At 45.4% G+C, this 18,698-nt stretch carries 15 protein-coding genes; 8 read left to right on the top strand and 7 right to left on the bottom strand.

Annotated elements, in window-relative coordinates:
• Nucleotides 1–26: 26 nt before the first annotated feature.
• The 3 genes from tdh to ACUJFL_RS03760 form a co-directional block, all read right to left on the bottom strand.
• A complete protein-coding gene (tdh, locus tag ACUJFL_RS03770) occupies nucleotides 27–1,052 on the bottom strand; it encodes an L-threonine 3-dehydrogenase (RefSeq protein ID WP_226749402.1) in 1,026 nt (341 codons plus the stop codon).
• A 14-nt stretch (nucleotides 1,053–1,066) separates the two neighbouring features.
• Nucleotides 1,067–2,263: a glycine C-acetyltransferase gene (locus ACUJFL_RS03765; RefSeq protein ID WP_445428542.1), complete on the bottom strand. Its 1,197-nt coding sequence runs from the start codon at nucleotides 2,261–2,263 to the stop codon at nucleotides 1,067–1,069.
• Between the two features lie 130 nt (nucleotides 2,264–2,393).
• Nucleotides 2,394–3,065, bottom strand: coding sequence for a TetR/AcrR family transcriptional regulator (locus tag ACUJFL_RS03760; RefSeq protein ID WP_445428541.1), 672 nt, complete (start codon nucleotides 3,063–3,065; stop codon nucleotides 2,394–2,396).
• Between the two features lie 109 nt (nucleotides 3,066–3,174).
• Between ACUJFL_RS03760 and coaD the strand changes: the two genes are divergently transcribed.
• The gene (gene coaD, locus ACUJFL_RS03755; protein WP_445428540.1) at nucleotides 3,175–3,684 is read left to right on the top strand and encodes a pantetheine-phosphate adenylyltransferase; all 510 of its coding nucleotides are present in this window, start codon (nucleotides 3,175–3,177) and stop codon (nucleotides 3,682–3,684) included.
• Between the two features lie 103 nt (nucleotides 3,685–3,787).
• On the opposite strand, the gene ACUJFL_RS03750 is transcribed toward coaD, so the two are convergent.
• Both ACUJFL_RS03750 and ACUJFL_RS03745 read right to left on the bottom strand, forming a co-directional pair.
• Nucleotides 3,788–4,522, bottom strand: a complete 735-nt coding sequence (locus tag ACUJFL_RS03750) for a SapC family protein (protein ID WP_445428539.1) — start codon at nucleotides 4,520–4,522, stop codon at nucleotides 3,788–3,790.
• Nucleotides 4,523–4,715: 193 nt separating this feature from the next.
• The gene (locus tag ACUJFL_RS03745) at nucleotides 4,716–6,314 is read right to left on the bottom strand and encodes an AbgT family transporter (RefSeq protein ID WP_445428538.1); all 1,599 of its coding nucleotides are present in this window, start codon (nucleotides 6,312–6,314) and stop codon (nucleotides 4,716–4,718) included.
• Between the two features lie 399 nt (nucleotides 6,315–6,713).
• On the opposite strand from ACUJFL_RS03745, the gene ACUJFL_RS03740 reads away from it, so the two are divergent.
• The 7 genes from ACUJFL_RS03740 to ACUJFL_RS03710 all read left to right on the top strand — a co-directional run bounded on the left by ACUJFL_RS03740 (nucleotide 6,714) and on the right by ACUJFL_RS03710 (nucleotide 15,651).
• A complete protein-coding gene (locus tag ACUJFL_RS03740; protein ID WP_445428537.1) occupies nucleotides 6,714–7,463 on the top strand; it encodes a 3-hydroxybutyrate dehydrogenase in 750 nt (249 codons plus the stop codon).
• A 61-nt stretch (nucleotides 7,464–7,524) separates the two neighbouring features.
• The gene (locus ACUJFL_RS03735) at nucleotides 7,525–10,989 is read left to right on the top strand and encodes a hybrid sensor histidine kinase/response regulator (protein WP_445428536.1); all 3,465 of its coding nucleotides are present in this window, start codon (nucleotides 7,525–7,527) and stop codon (nucleotides 10,987–10,989) included.
• 159 nt (nucleotides 10,990–11,148) lie between these two features.
• On the top strand, nucleotides 11,149–12,399 hold the full coding sequence (locus tag ACUJFL_RS03730; protein ID WP_445428535.1) for an HlyD family secretion protein: 1,251 nt from the start codon (nucleotides 11,149–11,151) through the stop codon (nucleotides 12,397–12,399).
• 31 nt (nucleotides 12,400–12,430) lie between these two features.
• Nucleotides 12,431–12,604 (top strand): hypothetical protein, encoded by a 174-nt coding sequence (locus ACUJFL_RS03725; RefSeq protein ID WP_445428534.1) that lies wholly within the window; start codon nucleotides 12,431–12,433, stop codon nucleotides 12,602–12,604.
• 2 nt (nucleotides 12,605–12,606) lie between these two features.
• A complete protein-coding gene (locus ACUJFL_RS03720) occupies nucleotides 12,607–12,810 on the top strand; it encodes a hypothetical protein (RefSeq protein WP_445428533.1) in 204 nt (67 codons plus the stop codon).
• A gap of 60 nt (nucleotides 12,811–12,870) precedes the next feature.
• Nucleotides 12,871–13,188 carry a hypothetical protein gene (locus ACUJFL_RS03715; protein WP_445428532.1) on the top strand — a complete coding sequence of 106 codons (318 nt, stop codon included), beginning with the start codon at nucleotides 12,871–12,873 and terminating at the stop codon, nucleotides 13,186–13,188.
• A 369-nt stretch (nucleotides 13,189–13,557) separates the two neighbouring features.
• Nucleotides 13,558–15,651, top strand: coding sequence for a peptidase domain-containing ABC transporter (locus ACUJFL_RS03710; protein ID WP_445428531.1), 2,094 nt, complete (start codon nucleotides 13,558–13,560; stop codon nucleotides 15,649–15,651).
• Between the two features lie 14 nt (nucleotides 15,652–15,665).
• Here the strand turns inward: ACUJFL_RS03710 and ACUJFL_RS03705 are convergent, their stop codons facing one another.
• Both ACUJFL_RS03705 and ACUJFL_RS03700 read right to left on the bottom strand, forming a co-directional pair.
• Nucleotides 15,666–16,316, bottom strand: coding sequence for a response regulator transcription factor (locus ACUJFL_RS03705; RefSeq protein WP_306177190.1), 651 nt, complete (start codon nucleotides 16,314–16,316; stop codon nucleotides 15,666–15,668).
• A gap of 67 nt (nucleotides 16,317–16,383) precedes the next feature.
• Nucleotides 16,384–18,627, bottom strand: coding sequence for a TonB-dependent receptor (locus tag ACUJFL_RS03700; RefSeq protein ID WP_226749389.1), 2,244 nt, complete (start codon nucleotides 18,625–18,627; stop codon nucleotides 16,384–16,386).
• Nucleotides 18,628–18,698: the final 71 nt, after the last annotated feature.

Genomic DNA, 18,698 nt, shown 5'->3' with positions numbered 1-18,698 from the left:
GTGTCTGTTAGTACACAGCAAAAGCCTTAAGACCAGTTTAAGATCACCTTGCCCGATTGGCCTGAGCACATAATCTCAAAGCCTTCTTGGTAGTTTTCCATCGGCATTTCATGAGTGATAATCGGGCTTAAATCTAAGCCTGATTGAATTAAGCTGGCCATTTTGTACCAGGTCTCAAACATCTCACGGCCATAAACGCCTTTAATCACTAAACCTTTAAAAATAACCTTATTCCAGTCAATCGCCATTGAGCTGGGTGGAATACCCAGCATGGCAATTTTACCGCCGTGGTTCATGGTATCAAGCATGCTGCTAAATGCAGATGGCACACCTGACATTTCTAAACCGACGTCAAAGCCTTCGGTCATGCCCAGTTCGCGCATCACATCTTTCAAGTTTTCTTTACTGACATCTACGGCACGGGTTGCGCCCATTTTTTTAGCGAGTTCTAAGCGATAAGGGTTTACATCGGTCACCACCACGTGGCGCGCACCGACGTGCCGTGCTACGGCAGCCGCCATAATACCAATAGGGCCAGCACCGGTGATTAACACATCCTCACCGACTAAATCGAATGACAATGCGGTATGCACCGCATTACCGAACGGATCGAAGATTGCCGCGATGTTGTCTGGAATATTGTCGGCGAGTTTAAAGGCGTTATAAGCAGGGATCACTAAATACTCGGCAAAAGAGCCGGTCCGGTTAACGCCCACGCCTATGGTATTTCGGCATAAATGAACGCGACCAGCACGACAGTTACGGCAATAACCGCAGGTGATATGGCCTTCGCCCGATACGCGATCGCCTATGCTAAAGCCACGAACTTCTGAGCCCATGCCTTCAATCACACCCACATACTCATGACCAACGACCATACCATGCGGAATGGTATTTTGCGCCCACTCATCCCATTTGAAGATATGCACATCGGTGCCGCAAATAGCGGTTTTCTTGATGCGAATTAACACATCGTTCGGGCCCACTTCTGGTTTTTCAACTTCTGTTTGCCAAATACCCGGTTCTGCTTTTAACTTTGCTAATGCTTTCATTACTACGCCCCGCCTTATGCGATCACGCCCATGTCTTTACCAATTCGGATAAAGGCCGAAATGGCTTTATCTAATTGCGCTTTTGTGTGTGCTGCTGAAATTTGTGTGCGGATCCGCGCTTGGCCTTTTGGCACCACGGGAAAGGAGAAACCCACCACATAGATCCCCTCTGCCAACATGCGTTTTGCCATCTCGGCCGCGACCTTGGCATCCCCTAACATCACCGGAATGATGGCATGATCTTTACCGGCCAGCGTAAAACCTGCCGCCGTCATTTGCTCACGGAAATAATTAGCGTTTTGCCAAAGCTGCGCACGTAATTCATCACCTTGCGCCAGCATGTCTAATACTTTAATTGACGCGGTAACAATAGAGGGCGCTAAAGAGTTCGAGAACAAATAAGGCCGTGAACGTTGCCGTAACCAATCAATAATGGCTTTTTTACCCGAGGTATAGCCGCCTGAGGCGCCACCTAAGGCTTTACCTAAAGTGCCGGTAATAATGTCAACGCGATCCATTACTTCACAATATTCGTGAGTACCGCGACCGTTTTTACCGACAAAACCGACCGCATGACTGTCATCTACCATGACCATGGCATTATATTTATCGGCCAGATCACACACTGATTTCAGATCGGCAATAACGCCATCCATCGAAAAGACACCATCAGTGGCAATGAGCTTAAAACGCGCACCGTCGGCGTCGGCTTGTTTTAATTGCGCTTCTAATTCGGCCATATTGTTATTGGCATAACGGTAGCGTTTCGCTTTACACAACCTCACGCCATCAATGATAGAAGCATGATTCAGTGCATCAGAAATGACCGCGTCTTCAGCACCTAAAATCGTTTCAAACAAGCCACCGTTGGCATCAAAGCAAGAAGAATACAAAATAGTATCTTCGGTACCGAGAAACTCGCTCACTTTGGCTTCCAAGGTTTTATGAATATCTTGCGTACCACAGATAAAGCGCACCGATGCCACACCAAAACCATGGCTTTGCAAACCGGCCGCGGCGGCAGCAATCAGATCAGGATGATTGGCCAACCCTAAATAGTTATTCGCACAGAAATTGAGTACCTGTTGTGAGCCAACCGTCACATCGGCTTGCTGATGTGATGTGATGATACGTTCTGCTTTGTACAGACCTTCTGCTTTCACCTCTTCGAGTTGTTGTTCTAGATGGTGCAGAAAAGCGCTATTGCGCATAAAGCCTCCTCTGGCAATATTGGGCAGGAATTAAGCTGTTGAACTTGCTATTGTAAAGATTTAGTGCGGTGACTGCAGCGTTCAACGTGAAGCAGCCCGACGGCAGCACCGCCAAGCTGTAAAGAAAAGCCTACAAATCGGCAGCAAATTCATCGCTACCGGCTAAATCGGTATAATGCTGCTGTAACTTCCGAAAATCGGGTAATGCTTCTGCCGTTGCATAAGGCTTAAACAACAAGAGAACTTTTAGTACGCCGCGATATAAATTAGCCTTATTGACTGCCGCTAACGGTGCTTGGGTTTTTAAATAGCTGATCCAAAAACTCACCAGCAACTTGATATTATGCGCTACGTCGCGGATATCATTGGGCTCGATAGCAATCACCTTAGCGTCATTTAAGCCCTTAATCACCGCAATGACCCGTGCTAACACGTTTTGTTGTACGTGCAAGTAATCTTGCTGTAACGCAGTATCGCGCGCCAAAATATCCGGCAAATTGGCATAAAAAAACTGGAAACGCCACATTAACTCAAACACCGCATCAAGATAGTTGGTCAGTAAATCCAGTGCCTGTTCAGGCTGCGCAGGAGGTTTGATCCGTGTATCGAGTAATTTGGCATATTCGCGAAAGATCTGCCGCACAATATCTTCTTTATTTCTGAAGTGATAATACAAATTACCCGGGCTTATGCCCAAGTGTGCAGCGATATGGTTAGTGGTAACTTGACGTTCACCTACTTCGTTAAATAAGGCAATACTGGCCTGTAAAATGCGGTCTTTGGTTCTTAACTTCTTTTCCATTACGTCGTGCGAGCTTCTGTTAATCAGCAGTTATTTTGTTATAGTAACGCCAAACTGAATGTAATTACCAGCCACGCTTTTGCGTACGCTGGCCGAGGACCACCCATAGATGAAAATCCGCGCTATTTATCCTGGCACTTTTGACCCTCTGACCAATGGCCATGCTGATTTGGTTTTGCGTGCTGCCCGCCTCTTTGATAGCGTCGTCGTGGCAGTGGCGTCTAACCCAAGTAAACAACCGTTATTCACTTTAGAAGAGCGCGTAGAACTGGCTAGAGCGGCATTTAAAGATTGCTCTAATGTCAGTGTCATTGGCTTTTCCGGCTTGCTCGCCAAGTTTGGCCAAGAACAACAAGCGCAAGTATTGATCCGTGGTGTGCGTGCGGTCGCTGATTTTGAATACGAGTTTCAGTTAGCCAGTATGAATCGTTCGTTAAACCCGGAATTAGACAGCATCTTTATGACACCCTCTGAAAAAAATACCTTTATCTCATCCACCTTGGTCAAAGAAGTCTGTCGTCATGGCGGTGATGTTTCGAGCTTTGTGCCCGAACATGTCAGAATTGCGCTAAAAGCACGTTTGGCGCAAGTGGCCGCGGCAGCTCAACCAGCCGGCTAATTAACCCGAAAACAGCTTAAAAAAAGGGTGACACCGTTATACCGGTGTCACCCTTTCTTATTTCGTTGGCGGTTACTGCAACAGTAACCGCCTAAATGTTTAATTACTCTGCTTTAGCAGCAGCGGCAGCATCACGTGCGGCTAATTTTTGCACTAACTTTTGCGTATGCTGTAAAGACATCAAGTGAGCATAAATGGCAGTCAAGTAACCCAACTTACGTAATTCAAGGAAGGTTTCATCGCTTAATTCATTCAACGCTTTATCATCAATCATATTGATGCCGTTAATGTTTCGCTTTTCTTCATTGATGGTTACTGTTAGCACTTGCTCTTTAATTAAGCCTAACTCTTGCATTTTCAGCGTAAAGTTATGGGTAATTTGGCTAAAATCAACAAAGTCAGCCATTTGCTGCTTACGTGCAACTAAGTAGTCGCTTTCAGTGCCGTCTTCATTAAATAAGGCAAAACCTTCAGTGTCGTTCACACGCTCAGACGATTCGTCGATAGCCACGATTAAACGATCACTACCTGGCTGATCTTGTACTAGCACTAGAGGGTAATTACGAGCAACACGAGGAACATACATACCGTCCCACTTGCCATCTTTGATCACCAGGTTTTGCTGCGCTGATAAACCTAATAACACCACTGGTTGGAAATTTTCACCCGATTGATCTTTAACAAAAACGATAGGGAATTCAGCACCCGCAACCACAAACTCATGTACTACAACCGGTAACATATGCTCATTAGCAATGTGTTGAAAAAGATTTTGCGTATTGATCTTGGTTTTGGCGTGACCTTCTTTGTGTAACGCCACTACTTTATTTTCTGCCATATACTACTCTGCTCTCTAAATTTTAAATTAAGTATGTTGTGTTGGTTCGCTGCAGCATCTCACTCATTAACCTGGCTATGGAACGGTCGGCCCGCAGTAAGGCGGAACAAGCCAGACGTTATACAGACTGCTGCTTCGCTGCCTGAGCCATGTTATATCACAGCTTTCAAGCAGCGGTAAGCCTGATCACCAATTACTGTGTGAATTCGTAATAGGTCGGGGCATTTGGCCCCACGGGCATCCCTAATAAGAACACCCATGTATAAAATAAAATGACCCAACCCACAAAAAATACCATGGTGTAAGGCAGCATGGTGGCAATCAGCGTACCGATCCCCATGTTCTTTTTATAACGAGAGGCCACCGCCAAAATAAGCCCAAAATAGCTCATCATTGGCGTAATAAGGTTAGTGACTGAATCACCAATACGGTAAGCCGCCTGAATCACCTCTGGTGAGTAACCGACAATCATCAGCATCGGCACAAAAATGGGTGCGAAAATCGCCCACTGTGCAGAGGCAGAGCCCAAAGACAAATTGACAAAAGCACACATCGCGATAAAAAACACGAAGAGTTCTGGCCCGGTTAAACCAATATTTTGTAACAAGGTGGCGCCTTTTACCGCAAATATCGCCCCTAAATTTGACCAGCCAAAAAACGCGACAAACTGCGCCGCAAAAAACACCAGCACAATATAAAGACCCATCGAGCTCATGCTTTTAGCCATGGCATCAATCACATCACGATCGCTTTTCATGGTGCCAACAATGCGACCATAAACGTAACCCGGAATACCAAAAGTAATAAAGATAAAAACAACGATGCCTTTAAGAAACGGGGAGTTATCTACCAAGCCGGTTTCGGGATGCCGTAACACACCATTTTCTGGCACGATACTGAGCGCCAGCAAAATGCCTAAGAATAAAAACGTTAAACCCGCCGCTTTTAAACCGCGTTTTTCTTGAGGCGTCAGTGCATCGAGTTTTTGCTCACCCAAATCAACCGAGGCTTCATTCGGGTTGTATTTGCCCAGTTTTGGCTCAACGATTTTTTCTGTAACTAAAGCACCGAGCGCAGCAATAACAAAGGTACTGACAATCATAAAGTACCAGTTAGCTTCGGGGCCAACGACATAGTTTGGATCAATTAAATTCGCCGCTGAAGTGGTAAAGCCTGCCAGTAAGGGGTCGACCGTACCAATAAATAAGTTGGCACTGTAACCGCCTGAAACACCAGCAAAAGCGGCGGCTAAACCGGCTAATGGATGACGGCCTAACGAGTAAAAAATTAAGGCGGCCATCGGAATGAGCACCACATAACCCAGCTCTGAGGCGGTATTAGAAATGATACCGGCAAACACAACCGTGACCGTGACCATGCGTTTTGATGCATTCATCACTAAGCCACGCATCGCCGCAGAAATTAAGCCGGAGTGCTCCGCCACACTGACACCCAGCAAGGCCACTAACACCACGCCTAAAGGCGCGAAACTGGTAAAGTTAGTGACTAAATTTGAAATAATCCGCTGTAAGCCATCAACCGTCATCAGGCTTACCACCTGAATGGTGCCGTCGGCTGCGCGGCCAGAGGTACCCTCAGGTCTTGGATCAATCGCACTAAAATCAAAGTAAGCGGCGATACCACTGCCAAAAACCACGGCAATAGCAAAACAAGCGAATAAAGTTACAGGGTGTGGGAGCAGATTACCTAAAAATTCTACAGTATCGAGAAATCGGGTAAACCAGCCACGTTTTTCCGCAACGCCGTTTGGCGTTTTGCTGGAATTCGTCATCAATCGGATCCTCTTGGTCAAAGGTGGCGCAATAAGACAGCGTTATTGCAAACCAGACGGTTTTTATTTTATTAAGCGCCAAGGTTGGTTTGCCTTGCTGGCTGCTCAAGTACCGTTCTGGTGAATTGTAAAAGCGCTAAATCTATCACAGGAAATCAGTAGCGCAAAGCTGCAAACCTTTTACCGCTTTACTTTCATCGTTAAAAGCCGCTCTCTGGCGAACCTTTATTGTGGTTATTTCGCTGCAGATTGTCGCTTTGGTTAAGCCCAATAAAAAGCATTTTAATGCCCTAAACTGTATTGGTTAGCCACACGCATGGCACACATAGCACTAAAGTACCGTTGAAGTAAGACGCCAGCTTTCTTAGCATGTTAAGTATTATTTATAGGAGAGTTATTATGCGTGTAGTCGTTACTGGAGCAACCGGCGGCATTGGTTTTGCCGTTGCCGAAGCCTTTGCTAAAGCAGGTCATGCTGTAGTGTTGGCCGATTTAAATGCTGAATTACTGAAGAGCAAAACGGCAGAACTCACCGCTGCCGGATATATCGCCGACGCCTTTGTATTAGATGTCACCAATCCCGAGCAAATTGCCGCATGTGCCGCACAATTTCCAGCAGATATTTTAATTAATAATGCAGGTATTCAGCATGTTGCTCGCTTAGAAGACTTTCCACCAGAGAAATGGGCATTATTATTGGATGTGATGCTAACCGGCCCCGCCATGTTAACGCGGGCCATGTTGCCGCATATGCAGCAACAAAACTTTGGTCGGGTGATCAACATTGGTTCTATCCATGCGTTAGTGGCATCGCCGTTTAAATCGGCCTATGTAGCAGCCAAGCATGGTTTACTGGGCTTTAGTAAAGTGATCGCACTGGAAAACGCAGATAAGAACTTTACCATCAACACCATTTGCCCAGCTTATGTTAAAACGCCATTGGTAGAAAAACAAATTAGTGCCCAAGCTAAAGAGCATAACTTAACCGAGCAGCAGGTCATTGAACAAATTATGCTAGCGCCGATGCCACAAAAGGCTTTTATTGATGTCAGTGAAATTGCTGAAACCGCCTTATTTTTGTGCCAACCGGCCGCCAAACACATTACGGCGCAAACCCTAGTATTGGATGGTGGCTGGACAGCACGCTAGCTGAACCCGTAAAACTCAGGCACAATCAGAGTATTATGTATTGACGAGCTCTGCCTCTGCAATGATTCAAAATGGTAGCGGTATCGGTTTAGCCACCCTTGCCGCCATATCACTGCTGTATTTGTTGGTGCTATATTGCGTTGGCCTGTTCGGCCGACGTATTACCGCACAGCATCCGCTTGCGCCCTGGGTGTTTAGTTTAGCCTTATCCATATATTGCACATCCTGGGCTTTTTATGGCGTTACGGCTCAAGCCGTGGTGAATGGCTGGTGGCTGCCCCCTACCTATATTGGCTCTTTTATCCTGTTTTGGTTTGGCTTTAAATTGCTCGCCCGCGTCGCTGTTGCCTGCCGACGCTATCGCATCACCTCTATTGCTGACTTTATTGCCACACGTTTTGGCCATTCGCGGCTGTTAGCGGTGATGATCACGTTAATTTTATTGATGACGGTGATCCCCTATATCACGCTGCAACTGCACGCCGTTGCGACCAGTATTAACACCTTAGTGAAAGTGGAAACCGGAGAGCATTGGTATACCGATACCGGGCTTTATGTGTGTTTATGGATGGCAGTGTTTGCGCTGCTGTTTGCCGGTAAAAGCGCACGTGCCCACCAGCCGAACCCCGGTTTAATGACCGCCATTGCCTTTGAGTCGCTAGTTAAACTGTTTGCGTTGTTAGCCATTGCGATATTTGTTGCATGGGGCATCTTTGACGGCGTAGGTAACATCTTTGAATTAGCCGCCGACAGTAACGCTGTACAGCAAATTCAACGTCAGCGCTTGCCTACTTACACCTATTGGATCCATGTATTACTGGGTTTTGCGGCTACCCTTTGTTTGCCTTGGTTATTCCATGTCAGCTTTGTCGAAAACCAAAAGTTGAGCCATTTGCGCAACGCGCGCTGGGTTTTTCCGCTGTACTTATTATTAATGGGCGCCTTTAGCCTGCCCTTAGGTTTAGCCGGTATTATGTTACTGGGTGAAAACGCCAATCTCGACTTAGTGATTCTACAACTGCCGCTCGCGGCTAATCGCACCGATATTGCCTTGCTAGCATATATTGGCGGTTTCTCGGCCGCCACCAGTATGGTTGTGATCGCCACCGTTGTACTGGGGATTTTGATCACCAACGAATTGCTCGTGCCGTTATTGTTTCGTCGAAACAACCTAGCTAATGATCAACAAAAACTGATTAAAGTGGCGACTGTACGACGTTTAGCCATGATCGTGGTACTCACGCTCGGTTTTATTTACTACCGATTTATTGGCACTGGTACGGGGTTAGCGCAGCTCGGCTTAATGGCATTTGCTTTAGTGGCACAGTTAGCACCCTCGCTAATTATGGGGCTGTTCTCACGTCAAATAAATCGGCGAGGTGCCATAACAGGTTTGGGCAGTGGCGCCTTAATTTGGGCTTATGTGTTGCTGTTCCCTGAACTCGTGCGGGCCGGCATTATCAGCAGTCAAATACCTTTAACCGGGCCTTTTGGCGTAAGTTGGTTAGCCCCACAACATTTATTTGGCTGGCAAGGCGATAGTATTACCCTGGGGGTATTACTCAGTTTAAGCGTTAACTGTTTAATGACCCTCCTGGTGAGCCAATTAACCAATACCGGTATTAGTGAGTGGCTACAAAGCGGCCGCTTTTTGCGCAGTAGCCGTGAAGCCCCAGCCAGACCATTACAGCAACTGACCATTCAAGAGTGTTACTTATTAGTTCGACGTTTCGCAGGAGAACGCGAAGCCCAGCGCCTGTTACAACGCAACACCAAAGACAACCAAAGCGAATTGCAGCGTTTAGCGCCGATTAATGTAATTCAAGCCACTGAGCGCAGCCTGGCAGCAGTATTAGGCGGCGCTTCGATGCGTTTAATTATGGATGCCAGTGGTCGACATGGCCGTTTGCCGATGGAAACCGTTGAACGCTTTGTCGACGAAGCCAGCCAAGTTTTTCGCTTTAATCAGAATTTATTGCTCTCCACTATTGATAACATCAGCCAAGGTATCGCCGTAGTCGATGCCGATCAACGCGTTATTGCCTGGAATCAGCGCTATATCGAGATGTTTGATTACCCACCGGCGATGGTCGAAGTAGGTCGCCCAGTTGCTGAGTTAATCCGTTTTAATATGCAACGCGGTTTAATTGATAGCGCCGATATTGAAAGCGAAGTGGCTAAACGCATTGGCTTTTTACGCCAAGGTAGTCAATATCGGGTGCAGCGCGAACAACAAGATGGTCGCGTGTTAGAGATACAAGGTAACCCCTTACCCGGCGGCGGCTTTGTTACTACCTATACCGACATCAGCTCTTTTATTGCCGTGCAGCAACAATTAGAGCAAAGTAATCAGCTACTTGAACAACGCGTAGCCGAGCGCACCAGCGCCTTACAACAGTTAAACGCCCAGCTACAACACACTCAGCAACAGCTTGAAATAAGCACCCAAGCCAAAACCCGTTTTTTTGCTGCCGCTGGGCACGATTTAATGCAGCCTTTTAATGCTGCGGCTTTATTCGCTAGCTTGTTACGGCAAAAAGTGACGGAACCCGAATTAAAACAATTAAGTGAAAACTTGAGCCACTCCCTCAATTCCGCCGAGGAATTACTGACGGCTATCCTCGACTTAACCAAACTCGATTCAGGGGTGATTAAAGCCCGTCATCAACCGGTGAGTGTGCAAATATTGTTAGAAGATATTGCCCGTGATGCCACCATTTTAGCCGAGAAAAAGGGCTTAAAATTTAAGCTGCATAGCACAAAACTAGTAGTGAATACTGATCGCAAACTGTTAAAACGTGTCCTACAGAATTTACTGGCGAATGCCATCCGTTATACCCCTGCAGGAAAAATTGTTTTAGGTGTGAAACGCCGCGGCGAGCAACTACAAATTTGTGTATTGGATACCGGTGTTGGTATTGCGCTGGCCGATCAGCAGCGTATTTTTGAGGAGTTTCAACAAGGTAGCCAACCCGATCAAAAAGGTTTAGGGTTAGGCTTAGCGATTTCTCACCGGATCAGCGCTATTTTAAATCACACCTTAACGGTGCAATCGGCGGAAGGCCGCGGCAGTTGCTTTAGCTTGTTATTACCTCGCGCCCACTTGGTACCGGCACCGCTTGAGAGCACTGCAACAATTAGCGATATTAGTGCCAGCTTTGCTGGGAAAAAAGTACTGCTACTTGATAACGAACCACAACTGCTGCATGCCGTCGCTGCGTTACTGCAAAGCTGGCAATGTGAAGTGCTCGCTTTACAACAGCCTGGTGATGTTCTAGCCGCACTACAACAAGGCTTTCAACCCGATCTCTGTTTATTTGACTACCACCTCGATAATGGTGCTACCGGTATCGACGTTGCGATTCAATTAACCAGTCACTTTGCCCTCAATGTTCCAGTGATCATTCACTCTGCTGATCATGATCAATTAATCCGTGAACAAGCACTAAGTAGCGGTTTCTATTTCTTGCTGAAACCTCTGAAACCCGTCGCATTAAAACGTTTATTTCAGCGTCTATTAAAATAGCGCCAGCCCTCTTCGTTTAAAACTTAAATAACATCCTTTTTATAATTACGCGGCATTAACAATAATGTTTTTATAAAAAATTATTCTGTTGATTTGCTTTACGACTTTCAAGCCATAAACTATCTTAAAAATCACTTTTAATTAACAATAAAATGACAAATGAGCCAGCAGCCTTTATTTAGACAAGCCGCACTGAAACAGCAAGCGCAGCGCTTAGAGGGAGAGGTGGTGATCGCCCAACCGCTGAGTAGCACTGTGCTGACAGTCAGTTTATTAGTGCTGGTTTGCGGTATTGTCATTTTTTTAGCTCAGGCTGACTTTAATCGTAAAGCCACCGTCAATGGCTATTTGCAGCCAGATATGGGTATCGCCAAGGTGCATGCCGCACGTGCTGGGGTGATCAGTGAACTTTATGTTGCAGATGGCGCTATGGTCAGCCAAGGTCAACCGCTGTTGTTAGTTAATGTACCGGACTATTTAGCCGAAGGCAGTAGTTTGGTCGGTAGCTTAAGCCGGAGCTTACAACAGCAGCAACAATTATTGAGCGCTAGGCGCGAACAGCTAGTATTGCACTATCAACAGCAGCAACAAGAATTGCAAAGCCGCATGGGTTATCAGCAGGCACTATTGGCTGAACAACAACAGCAAACCGCCCTAGTTGCCAATCGGCTGCAACTGCAACAACAACGCTTAGATAAGCTGAGCAGCTTGCAAGCAAAAGGCGCCATTAGCGAGCTGGATTGGCAAGTACAACAAGAAAACCTGCTGTTATTAAAACAACAAGTCACTGAACAGCAATTAACGCGGCAAAGTCAGCTCGCCGCACTGTCACAACTTGAGGGTCAGCTGCAGCGTTTACCTACGGAGCAACAGCAGCAACTCGCTTTACTCGAGGCAGAATTTTCGCGGCTGCAGCAACAACAATTAGAACTACAAGCGCGTAATCAATTGCTGATCACCGCGCCAGTAAGTGGCCGAGTCACTAATTTAGTGGCTGAATTGGGCAAATATACCCATAGTCATTTACCTTTATTAACCATTTTACCTGAGCAAGCGCAACTACAAGCCATCTTGTTAGTGCCCACTCGTGCTTTTGGATTTGTTAGCCCAGGCCAACGCACTCGCTTACGCTTTGACGCCTTTCCTTATCAGCGCTTTGGTTTATATGAAGGCGAAGTGTTAACGACCGGCGAGGCGATTTTATTACCGAATGAAGTGGAAATGCCAATTGCTATTCAAGAGCCCGTCTACCGTGTTGCGGTAGCACTGGACTCGCAAGAGATCCGCGCTTACGGCAGCAGCGTCCCGCTGCAATCGGGCATGCTGCTAAGCGCAGATATCGTGCTTGAGCAACGCAGCTTATTAAGCTGGTTGCTAGAGCCGATTTTCAGCCTGAAAGGGCGTCTTTAACCTTAACTGTAATCGTCTCTGGAGAAATATTATGCAAGAACTTACATTTGAGCAAGTTGAAGAAGTGAGTGGCGGTTTTGTCGCATTATACTGGATTGCTAAGGGCAGCTACATAGCTGGTAAAGCAGCTGTGAGTTATGCAACTCGGCATTATGTTACAACCGCAGTGGGTATTGGTGTAGCTGTTGAATTAATGAGCGATTGATTATGAATAATTTATCGAAGAGTAGTGCCTCAACCAAAATGATAGAACTTCATGAAAATGAACTTACTTCAGTTTCTGGAGGCCATCCTGCTGTAATTGTTGCTGTTACAGCATACGGTGGTTATCAATTTGGTCGAGAAGTAGGAAAAGGTATTAAGAAAGCTTGGAGTTGGGTTAAAGATAAGCTTTCTGAAGAGGAACCATAGTTAATTATTAATTAGGGCATCAGCGATGTTTTTTTCACTGATGCCCTATTGAGGTGAAATATGGATGAACCAAATTATTTGATTATATTCTTTGGCATTATTGTTTTTTACTTCTTTAAGCTGAAAAAATTAAAGAAGTATATGTCTGCCCCTAATATTCTTTTATATTCAACATTGAAGTTGATAGTGCTGGTTGTTACGACTGTGGTTTGTATGTTATTTGCTCACAATATCATCGATGCAGATAACAAAATAGTTTTAGGTTTTGGCGGGGTTGCATTCATAATAACACTAGTTGTAATTACGATTTATGAAGACCAAAAAATTGGTGTTATCGATGACATAATTCAAAAAGCAAAAGATGATTTTTATAAATAACCTTAATAAAATACTTATTTTATTCTAACCATCATAGTTAAAATTATTAAAAATCATGATCTAGTATTCATAATACTTAGATTACTTACTTACCAAACAACTACTGCTAGCTAAAATAGCTATACGCTGAATTTAACCCTGTTTAAAGTTCGGGAGTAAAAATATGAAGCCTTTCTTACCTATGATCGCTTTGGTTGCTTTTTTCCTCTTATTCGGCATATTTAATATATTTGATCGCTTGCAAGCCGGTGAGAGCATTAGAAGAATTGATTACGCTATACTCATGGTCATGCCAATTGGTATTGTCTACTGTTGCTTGATTTTTCTTATCATAAAGCTGTCCCTTCCCGCTAAATCACAGCCTAAACAATGATCTACCAATCCGAAGCCGCTGAATGCGGGCTCGCCTGTATGGCGATGATTGCTAACCACCATGGCCATCAGCTGGATCTCACCACGCTGCGCAATCGCTATAGCGTGTCATTTAAAGGTGCGAATTTGCAGCAACTGATGGTGTTGGCTAATCAGTTGGGACTGGCAGGTCGCGCACTTAAATTGGAACTAGAAGATCTCGCTAAGTTAAAAACGCCCTGCATTTTGCATTGGGAAATGAACCACTTTGTGGTGCTGCGTAAAGTGCATCGAAACGGTATTAGTATTCTCGATCCGGCCATGGGAGAACGGCGATTGTCGTTAAAAGAGGTAGATAAAGCCTTCACCGGTGTTGCGCTGGAGCTTACGCCCACCTCAGAATTTAGCCAGGTTGATGAACGGGTAAAACTCAAACTCACCGCCTTTTGGCAAAAAGCTGCTGGTTTATGGCCTTCATTATCTAAACTTTTTATCTTGTCATTATTGTTACAGCTGTTCTTGCTGGCCTCTCCTTACTACACCCAACTCGTGGTAGATGAAGTATTGATTAGCCATGATAAGCCATTGCTCATTGTACTCGCCCTCGGCTTTGGCTTGTTAGTGTTAATTCAAGTCGTTACGCAAACACTGCGTGGCTGGGTGGTGCTGCACTTAGGCTCGGTATTAAGCGTACAAATGGCCACCAATTTAATGCGACATCTACTTCACTTACCGCTGAGCTATTTTGCTAAACGCCATATGGGCGATGTGGTTTCGCGTTTTGGTTCATTACATGCGGTGCGAGAGTTATTTACCAACAGCTTAGTAGAAAGTGTTATCGACGGCATTATGGCCTTAGCTGTACTAATTATGATGTATTTATACAGCCCGAAACTGGCGTTAGTCGTGGTGATTGCCGTTATGCTTTATGCCGCTATCCGTTTTTTACTGTATCGCCCACTGCATCAACTGACTGAAACCAGCATTATGGCCAGCGCTAAAGAACAAACCAACTTTATGGAATCGGTACGCGGCATGCAAAGCATCAAATTGTTTGGTCAACAATCGCAACGGCTGAATGTCTGGCAAAACCGCTATGCTGATGCCATCAATCAAAATTATCGTCTCGGTAAGTGGCAATTAGGTTGGCAAAGTACTAACCAATTATTATTTGGCATCGAAAACGTCTTAGTAGTGTATTTAGCTGCATTAACCGTGATCACCGGCGACATGACGGTTGGGATGCTATTTGCTTTTATCGCGTATAAAAGTCAGTTTACCAACCGCACCGCAGCGCTAATTGATAAATTGATTGAAATAAAAATGACGCGATTACATCTCGACCGCTTAGCTGATATTGCTTTAACCGAGCAAGAACAAGAGGGCCTGACTAACCCTTACCGAACCATCAGCGGCAATTTGACGCTTACCGATCTGCAGTTCCGCTATGCCAGCAATGAGCCTTGGTTATTTAATCAGTTAAATTTAACCGTTAAAGCCGGCGATAATATTGCCATTATTGGCCCTTCTGGCACGGGCAAAACCACGTTAATGAAATTGATGCTGGGGTTATTAACGGCCGAGAGCGGTAAAGTTCTGATCGATGGCATTGAAATAACACAGCTAGGCTTGCGCCATTACCGCAGTCAAATCGCTGCGGTCATGCAAGATGACCAATTGCTGTCTGGCACGCTGGCAGAAAATATCAGTTTCTTTGATGCAGAGTGTGATTTATCAAGGGTATCTGAAGCGGCAAAACTCGCGGGTATCGATCAAGATATAAATGCGATGCCGATGGGGTATAACAGTTTGGTGGGGGATATGGGCAGTTCCCTGTCGGGTGGCCAAAAACAACGCGTTTTGCTGGCCAGAGCACTGTATCGTAAACCGAAGATTTTGTTTATGGATGAGGCCACCAGCCATTTAGACGTACAATTAGAGCACTATGTTAATCAGGCTATTAAGCAACTTAATATGACGCGTATTATTATCGCGCACCGGCCAGAAACCATATTGAATGCCGCACAGATCTATTTATTACAAGATGGTCAGTTACTAGAGATTACCCAGCAATACAAAGCGCAGTTTCAGCTTGCGACTGAGCCTACCTAACAAAAACCTACTGATTAGTCATACTGTTCAGGTAGTTTTAACTTCTCAAATAAGATACCGGCCAAGGTACGATTATTGACATTAAGTTTGCGCAAAATCGCTGACACATGTTGCTTTATCGTGGTTTCTTGCACATTCATTTCATAGGCAATTTGCTTATTTAACAAACCATCGGCAATCATTTTTAACACCCGAAACTGCTGTGGGGTGAGTTGTTCTAGCCGCTGCGCAAAGTCATGATCAATTAAAGCACGGGCGTTTTTCACATCATCGGCTAACTCGGTGGGTAACCAGGTATCGCCATTGGATACGGCATTAATGGCTTCAGACAATAATTCTAGCGGTGCTGATTTAGGAATATAAGCAGCCGCACCGAGTGCCAGTGCTTGCTTAATAATCACTGGATCTTCTTCTGCAGACACCATGATCACCGGCACATCAGGATATTCTGTACGAAGTGCGGTAAGGCCCGTGAAACCGTCGGAACCTGGCATTTTTAAATCAAGAAAAATAAAGTGAGTATCAGGATGTTGACGGAGTAAGGGCCAAACTTGCTGCATGGTTTGTGCCTGCAACAACAAGGCATCTTTACCTAAAATCGCCGCGCAAGCTTGCGACAGTGCAACGCGGAACAAGGGGTGATCATCAGCAATAATAGCAATCATAACAATACTTCAGGACAATTTTGCCCATAATGAACCGGGGCTTTCGCCCCGGCAAGGTTTTTCTAGATTAGAAACGATAGCCAACAGTCAAACTTACTGTCCGTGGGTCAATGTAATAACCGGTAATCGTCTGCTCACCCGCCAACAGCGCAAAGTTGTAACCGGCAATACGCGCTTGCTTATCACCTAAGTTTTTACCCTGTAGCGACACATCCCAGAAACCATCATTTGAGTACCAGTTTACGCCGGCATTAATCAAGGTATAGCCGCCGTAATCAAGTACTGAAGGTACTTCAAAAATTTGCGTCGCGCCGCGATACGCTAAGTTAGCATTAAACACTAAGCTACCAAAATCGGTTTCTACGGTGTAACGGCTCGCTAAAGTTGCAGTTAATTCTGGCGTATTAGCAAATCCCCAAACATTAGAGACATCCACCACCGCTTGCGATACTGGGTCAAAGAACTCTACTTTGTTAAACGACGCGTCAATGTAACCGACAATCGCGGTGATTTCCAAATCACGGGTTGCTGCAAATAAGGCTTCCACTTCTGCACCGTTAATATCGGCGCTGGCCGCGTTTAATACTTGCGAGGCAACGTTATTACCTACCGCACGTTGCACGGTAACTTGCATATCTTCATAAGAAGAATGGAAGACCGCCGCATTCATACGTAAACGCTGATCTAACCATTCACTTTTTATACCAAACTCATAGGTATCAACGGTTTCTTCTTGGTATGGGTCGGTGGCGTTAGGGTTAACAATTTCAACCGCACGCATATCAAAACCACCCGATTTAAAGCCATCGGTGTAGCTCACGTAATACATTAAATCATTACTGTACTGGTACTCTGCACCTACACGTGGTGAGAAATGGCTAAAACTTTCGCTACCGCTAAAATCGGTTTGTACTTGTAATAAGGTACCTGGCGCAGCAGCATCACGTGGGCCTTTGTAGCCCAAATACAATCTGCGGTCTAAGGTCGCATCTTTGTCATCTTTGGTGTAACGACCGCCCGCGGTTAACGATAGCTTGTCAGTTAACTCGTAAGTACCTTGAGCATAAGCGGCAATACTGTCGGTGTCTACACAACCGCCATTTTCGACAGTCACACCTGCACCAGCCACAATAACAGTACCGAAGGCACCGCAGGCTTCACCGGTGTAATAATATAAACCCGAGGCCATTTTAAACTTATCGCCACTAAATAATAACTGCAGCTCTTGAGAGGTTTGCTCATCTTCGTAAAACGCCGGTACATCTAAAGACTGTAATGGCGTAGAGTCAAAATCAATATTGGTATCGGTAACACCTTTGCGTCTGGCGGTCACCGATTTCACCGTCCAGTTATCGTTAAGATCCCACGTTAAGGTTAACGATTGACCTTCCGTATCCACTTTGTTGTCAGCGGGCATACTGGTATAGGAGTCGTACACGCTGTCAGTTAATGGCTGATTAGGAACCAATAAACTTGGCGTTAAACGAAAGCCGCCTTTTGAATTCGACTTATCGACTGTTTTATCGGCGCTGAAGCGCACGCTAAAATTGTCTGCGGCATTCCACTGCACACTCACACGGCCAGATTGCACATCTTTGTCGTAGTTATCAGCACCGGTATTTAAATAAGTACCAAAACCATCACGGTTAAAGCTGGCAATGGCGCCGCTGATAAATAAGTTATCCGTTAAACCGACCTGGCCCGATACTTTAAAATCTTGCTGATTATCAGTACCGATGGTACCGCGCACAGCAAAAGCCGTATCGCCGGTTAGTTCTTTAGTAACATATTTAACCGCACCACCAATGGTATTACGACCATATAAGGTACCCTGTGGACCACGCAGAACTTCAATACGTTCTACATCATAAACATCTAAGGCTGCACCTTGCGGGCGAGCCATATATACGTCATCAATATAAATACCTACGCCAGGCTCAAAACCCCATAACGGATCTTGCTGACCAATACCACGAATATAAGCCGTTAAAGTGCTATTAGTACCGCGTGATACTTGCAAAGTGGTGTTCGGTGAGTATTGCTGAACCGACGTAATATTATCGATACCACGCTGGGCTAATTCTTCTTCACCAAGTGACGTTACTGCCACGGGTACCGTTTGTAAGTTTTCTACTGTGCGTCGAGCAGTCACTTCAATCCGTTCTAATTTTACTTCATCGTCATTGCTGTTGCTTTCTTGAGCGAAAGCAGGCGCCATTAAACAGCTGCTTACGGCTAATGCCAAGAGACTGGGTTGAAAGAAGCGCGGGTAGATCGTTGAAGCTTGCTCAATCTTATTATTCTTGGCCATGGGGCTCTCCTGTTGATTGCAGATGTTGCTGTCTATTTGGAATTATAGATTTGTAAGTTCTTATCCATAGA

The organism is Alishewanella sp. HL-SH05, assembly GCF_052655985.1.
Note: the sequence above shows the minus strand (reverse complement) of the source record. Positions and strands in the feature narration are given on the sequence as shown.